Source organism: Sphingomonas sp. Leaf22, from assembly GCF_001421715.1.
In the GTDB taxonomy this organism is placed as follows: Bacteria; Pseudomonadota; Alphaproteobacteria; order Sphingomonadales; family Sphingomonadaceae; genus Sphingomonas.
On the sequence record NZ_LMKP01000035.1, the window covers coordinates 1 to 5,981 of the forward strand.

6 protein-coding genes are annotated in these 5,981 nt (G+C 61.0%); 4 read left to right on the forward strand and 2 right to left on the reverse strand.

Features of this window, described 5'->3' with window-relative positions; all coding sequences use genetic code 11:
* Positions 1-76 precede the first annotated feature (76 nt).
* Positions 77-1,345: a M14 family metallopeptidase gene (locus ASE70_RS13595; RefSeq protein WP_327196836.1), complete on the reverse strand. Its 1,269-nt coding sequence runs from the start codon at positions 1,343-1,345 to the stop codon at positions 77-79.
* Between the two features lie 4 nt (positions 1,346-1,349).
* Positions 1,350-1,664: a hypothetical protein gene (locus ASE70_RS20210; protein WP_162233647.1), complete on the reverse strand. Its 315-nt coding sequence runs from the start codon at positions 1,662-1,664 to the stop codon at positions 1,350-1,352.
* Between ASE70_RS20210 and ASE70_RS13600 the strand changes: the two genes are divergently transcribed.
* The 4 genes from ASE70_RS13600 to ASE70_RS13615 all read left to right on the forward strand — a co-directional run.
* Positions 1,654-3,732, forward strand: a complete 2,079-nt coding sequence (locus ASE70_RS13600) for a TonB-dependent receptor (RefSeq protein WP_056505879.1) — start codon at positions 1,654-1,656, stop codon at positions 3,730-3,732. The genes ASE70_RS20210 and ASE70_RS13600 overlap by 11 nt on opposite strands.
* A gap of 643 nt (positions 3,733-4,375) precedes the next feature.
* Positions 4,376-4,855: a hypothetical protein gene (locus ASE70_RS13605; protein WP_156356258.1), complete on the forward strand. Its 480-nt coding sequence runs from the start codon at positions 4,376-4,378 to the stop codon at positions 4,853-4,855.
* A gap of 421 nt (positions 4,856-5,276) precedes the next feature.
* Positions 5,277-5,744: a LacI family DNA-binding transcriptional regulator gene (locus ASE70_RS13610; RefSeq protein ID WP_082451040.1), complete on the forward strand. Its 468-nt coding sequence runs from the start codon at positions 5,277-5,279 to the stop codon at positions 5,742-5,744.
* 24 nt (positions 5,745-5,768) lie between these two features.
* On the forward strand, positions 5,769-5,981 hold a 213-nt coding region (locus ASE70_RS13615; RefSeq protein ID WP_156356260.1), incomplete at its 3' end, for a transposase.

The following is a 5,981-nucleotide window of genomic DNA, read 5'->3' on the forward strand; positions in this document are numbered from 1 at the left end:
GCTGGGATGCTGGGATGGGCGCACATCCTGCTCACCGGCGAATACCTCTGGCCGAAAGACGCCGACGCTTAGGGTGTCATTTCGCCCTCAGCCGGAACCGACCCCTAACACGATCGAGTTTCAGCTCCTTTGGCGTTTGAATGGTTTCAAACTGGATGCCGTGCAGGCGTAGCCGCTCGATAACCTCCGTCTGCTCGCGCGGCACCCACCAAGCCTTGGGCAGGCGCACACTTTCCACCGGTGTCTGGCCGATGATCGGCATTCGGAAGGTGATCGGCTTGCCCAACCAGCGCTGTTCCTCTCGACCGGAAGCCTTCGACACATAGGTGTCGAACGCCACGCCCTTGAAGTCTTCGATCCACCCGATCGGGGTGGATGCGGGCTTCCAGCGTGTCAGCAATTCAATCGGACGGCTCGCACAATCGGTCGCCTTGGCGGCCGCGATGCGTACCGCATCTTCCGCGGCGATCTTCATCGCCGCTTCCAGCAGCACATAGGTGCCGAGCACGCGTTGCCGATACGGTTTGAGCATGTGGTTCTCGACCAGCACGGTCGGCATCCCGATGAAGTCGCCGTATCCAGTCGAGTAGCGTGGACCTTCCGGGCTGTACCGTATGCCCTTCTCCGGATGCCGAGTATCGATCGGGCTCGGATAGATAATCGGAATGTGACCTGCGTTCGTCAGCGCCGTCGAGACCGCCGGACCGAAGCGGTGTTCCAACCAGTCGGCGGTGGCGCGATGGCGCGCATATTTGCCCCATCCGGCATAGGTGAAGGTCACGTCATACTGCATGTCGAAGCCTTCGCTGACAAGGCAGTCGATATAGAGGATCGGATCGAGCAATCGGATCAGACCGATCATTGCCCGAGACTCCGGCGCATCCAGCTTGGCGTAATCACGGTTGAGGTCGATGTTGCGAGCGTTGGCGTCACGCCCCTTCTCTACTGGCCCACGAATATGCAGGAAATTGAACGCGCTCGGCTGCTCGTGTCCGTCGATATTGTAAATCGGCACGAACACCAGATCGACCTTGTCGAGCAGGTTGTCCTTCCCACGTAGCGCAATGTCGCGAAGGAGCATCAGACCGGCGTCCTTGCCGTCGATCTCGCCCGCATGGATTCCGCCCTGCACGAGGACGACAGGTTTGCCGCGGCCTCCCTTGCTGGCACGGACATAGATCATCTCGCGGCCCTCGGTCGTACGACCGAAGGTATTCACAGTGATGAGCGGCGATGCAGCGCCGAGACGGTTCAGCCATGCTCGTACTTCCGCATATCGCGGCGTCGTTCGGAACCCGGCCGTCTCGGCCGGCGTGATCCAGGGATCACCAGACTTAACGATCAAGGCCTCACTCTTCCCCGACCAAGCTATTACCGGCGGCAAGTGCGCTGGCGCCTCCTGTGCGAAAAGCGGACTGGCGCCAGCCAATAGAAGGACGCTGAAGATACGAGCTAATTTCGAGTGCAAAGGACTTCCAATCCGATGTTCCTGGATCGGCGATGCACCGTATCCCGTGCATGCCGGTCGGCACCGTACCTCCGAAAGCCGGAGGCGGTGCAGACCTGCTGTTGCGTTGCAGCAGAACGGCTTTATGATACGTTGCAACATACCACAACCCTTGCGGCGTTTTGAGGCCGTATTCCGGAGCAGCAATGTCCTTCACGCCCCATCGTTCGCGACTGCGTCCGTCCGCAGTTGCCTTCACGCTCGCGCTCGGTTTGGCGCCCTTCAACGTAGAGGCACAGGAACTGCCCGAGCACGACGAGGAAGATGAGATCGTCGTGCTGGGCACCCGCAACACCGTCGATCGTACGCTGTCGTCGGACCGGGTCACCGAGCGCATGTCGCAGTCGAGCCGTTCGATCGAGCGCGACATTCTGGATGCGGCGGGAACGTACCGGTTAAGCGACGCCCTCGAACTCGTCAGCGGCTTCAGTCAACAGAACAACCGTGGCGGTGTTATCGACAATTTCGCCGTCCGCGGATTTCTCGGCACCCCTGACGGGGGCGCGGAATATTATCTGAACGGCTTCCTCGCCAACCGTGGCATGGCCCCGCCGCGCGATCCGGCGACGACCGAACGGATTGAGGTGCTGAAAGGGCCTGCGGGCGCCCTGTTCGGAGATGTTGATCCCGGCGGCCGGGTCAACATCGTGACCAAGGCGCCACGGTTTACGCCACATGCGAACGCGATGGTCAGTTATGGCTCGTTCGACACGCGGCGTGTCGAACTCGACGCTACGGGCCCCTTGTCTCGGACCCTGGCCGCCCGGATCGTGGTCGCAGGAGAGGACAGTGATGGGTGGCGCGATGCCGTCAACCTGCGCCGACGCGTTGTTTCGCCGTCGCTGACCTGGCAGCCGAGCGATGCGCTGCGCATTACCTACACCGGCGAGTTCAGCCAGTACGACACGCCGTTCGACCGCGGCATTCCGGCGATCAACGGCGATGCCAATGCGTTGCCGCTCTCAAACTATTATGGCGAACCATCGAACGGCATCACCAAATCACGACAGGACCAGCACCAGGTGACCGGCTTGGCGGAACTCGGCGGAAGCTGGACGCTGAACGGTGGTGTGGTCTGGCGGACAGGAACGCTCAAGGGCCTCTCCGCCGACCAGTCGCGCATCGTCGGGAACGCCTTGTGGCGACAGCGCCGATCGCGTGACTTCAGTGTCGATGACCTGTCGGCGCGCCTGGAGCTCGCCGGACAGATCGGCCGGCACCGGGTGAGCGCGGGGGTGAAGGGATATCGTTTCTTCTACGGCGAGCGCTGGTTGCGCATCAACCCCGCGGCTGTCGTCCCTTACGCGATCGACCTGTTCAGTCCCGTCTATGGATCTTCGATAGCCGCCCCTTTGCGTCCCTTCACGAACAATGACGAGAGCCGCTGGGCGGGCACCTTCTACGTGCAGGACATGTGGGACGTCACCGATCGACTGACGCTGGTCGGAGGTGCTCGGATCGATCCGTACCGGCAGAAGATCGTCAACAACAACAGCGGCGGTGTTGGCCGCAACATCAACGAGCCCATCAACTTCCGCGTCGGTGCTCGCTACCGCGTTACGGACGTGATCGCGGTGCACGCCAACTGGGGTGAGAACTTCTCACTGAACACCGGCACCGATCGCAACGGGGCGGGCTTCGGCCCGGAAAAGGGGCGCGGCTACGAGGTGGGTGTCGCAGCCAAACTGCCCGGCGTTGATCTGGCGGCAACGTGGTTCGACATCCGCAAGCAGGACATCCTGACGACCGACCCGGTCGATGCGAACTTCCTCGCACCCGTCGGAAGCATCGTCAGCCGCGGCATCGAGCTCGACGCTTCGGCGCGGCTCGGTAATCGCTGGCAGATCGTCGCCAATTATGCCTGGCTCGATGCGAAGGCGGATGACGCTGCCTTCCCGACACCGGATGTGCTGAACGTGCCGGAGCACTCAGGCACATTGCTGGTCGTCCATCGCCTTCCTACGACCCGTGGTGACTGGCAGTTGAGCGGGGGCGTCGCCTATGTCGGCGATCGGGCGGGATCTCTCACCGCCAATCCGGTGGTGCTGCCCGAATATGTAAAGGTGAAGGCGGCGATCGAAGCGCCGCTAATCGAAGGAGTCCGCTTCCGTCTCGAGGCCGACAATCTGCTCGACCAGCGTTATGCCGCCAGCTCGTACAGCGCCTTGTGGATCTATCCCGGTGCGCCGCGGACGGTGCGGGCCTCGCTTCATCTTGAAATCTGACGCGGATAGGGACCGGCTTCCGCCGGTCCCGCCAAGCCGCTCTACCGCAGATCAGCCATGGCAGGGCAACCGGCATGGTCGCGGGCGGCCAACTGTTGGTCGTTTCTGGTGTGACGGCATTGCCACAATTTGATGGCTGCACACTACCTACAGCCAGTGGCCCCTACCCTACCCGCCCCGGCTAATCGGACTGGAGGCCAACCGAGCGCGGGTACGTTTTGTATATATCTCAACAGGACCATGGTCGAATTATCGATGTTGGGTCTTCCACTCCAAATTTTTACGCTCCCCGCTTATGGGAAGCGTTCACGCTGGCACCCGCACCAAACTCGAGACACGAACCTTGCCGTCGCTTCTTAGATTGGTGTCCACATCTGCTGATCGTAGTTTCTGCTTGAAAGCGCGATTGAGTACCCACGCACTCGGGATGCCGTCCCTGACGAGATTGTCTTCGCCATGACCCAGATCCAGACGTTCGGTGCCCCTTGCCCGCTTCCCAGCTTCTGCCATTCGTTCATTGAGATTTGGCGGGCGGTCTCTTCGTTTACGAAAAGCGAGCGGAGAGAATTCCCTATTGTGATCGAGCGTCTGAGCCCGCCGGCAACCATTCGTCCCGAGAACGATTCAGGTCGACTCATCTCGATTGATCCGGTGGATTGCCAACGGCACGCTTTCTCACATGGAACAGCGGATCGTACACGCCTGCGGCCACGAGCAGGTTCACGTCATCTACGGCTTTGATGCGCAGGTTGCGCGCAAGGCGCGCTGGCTGCGCACCACCCAATGCCGAGCCTGCTTCATCGCCGACAAACAAGTTGAACAGGCGAAAGAAGCTTTCGAGAATCAAGCGGTCATCGCTAATCTCGACTTGCCCGAGCTGACCGGAAGCGGGCGGCAGATCGATTGGGCCGCCACCATCCGCGCCGGTCGGCTTGCCGCGCTGACACTCGATCCGGTCACGACCGCCGACGCCGACTGCGCAGTATGTCTTCAGATCAGCGATGCTAAATGGTGGATCGATCACCGTACCCTGCCCCTTGGCGAGTTCGTCGCTAAAGCACATGCAGCCCGCGCCACTACGGATACGGTACAGACCATGTCTGATCGGGTCCAAGCCGCATGAAGGCGTAGCATCGGCTGCTACGCCGGTGCGCGACAATCTAGCGTACCAGCAGGACTGATCTATACCGGGTTTGCCGGAGGCCCCAACTCCTGAAATGAAGGGGCTATGATGAGCAAGACGACCCGCAAGTGGACGTTCAGGCCGGCCCGCTCGCTTCCCAAAACCCAACATTCATTCACCCGTTCGCGATCGCGCTGAATGGCGGGATCCCCAGATACACATTTCCACCGTTCTGGTTGGTAGTTTGAGCCCGTGTTCCGCGTTGGCCCTTCAGATCAACAAACCTCGTCCGCCCGCAAGTTTGGGGACCACGCTTTGTTCATAGCAACAAGGGGGCTGGCTCCCACAGCCGACGACACGCATTTCGTTTGACCTAAGGGATCGAACGGATAGGCACTTCCTTCTGTCGAAGGGGAAACAAGTGCGTCCAAAAATCGGCGACGTGGCGCGGATGGCCGAGGTGTCCATCAAGACCGTCTCGCGGGTTCTCAACAACGAACCTCGCGTTGCCGACAACACCCGGGCGCGGGTCAATGCCGCCGTTGCAGCGCTGAACTATCGGCCGAGCTTTGCTGCAAGGTCGCTTGCCGGTCACCGCAGCTTCCAGATCGCACTCGCCTGCGACAATCCAAGTCCGTATTATGTTTATGAAATGCAGTCCGGCGTTCGCGACCGGTGCGTTGCCGAAGGCGTACGGATGATCGCACAGCCATATGATCATGATTCCGATCAGCTCATCTACGACATCGAGAGCTTGGTCGAAACCTCAGGCGTTGACGGGCTGATCCTTACACCCCCCGCCACCGACTATCGCCAGGTGCTCGATCTGATCGCGCGCCACGACATCCGCCTAGGGTCAGGACCCATTGATATGAGGATCGCGATCTGATTCAGGCTCTGCGAGGARACCCGAATGAGCGACCTTTTTTGGCTGACGGACGAGCAGATCGAGCGGCTGCGGCCGTTCTTTCCCAAGAGCCACGGCAAGCCGCGTGTCGATGACCGGCGGGTGCTCAGCGGCATCGTCTTCGTCAACCGCAACGGGCTGCGCTGGCGAGACGCGCCAAGCGCGTATGGTCCTCACAAGACGCTGTATAACCGGTGGAAGCGCTGGGGCGAGCGAGGG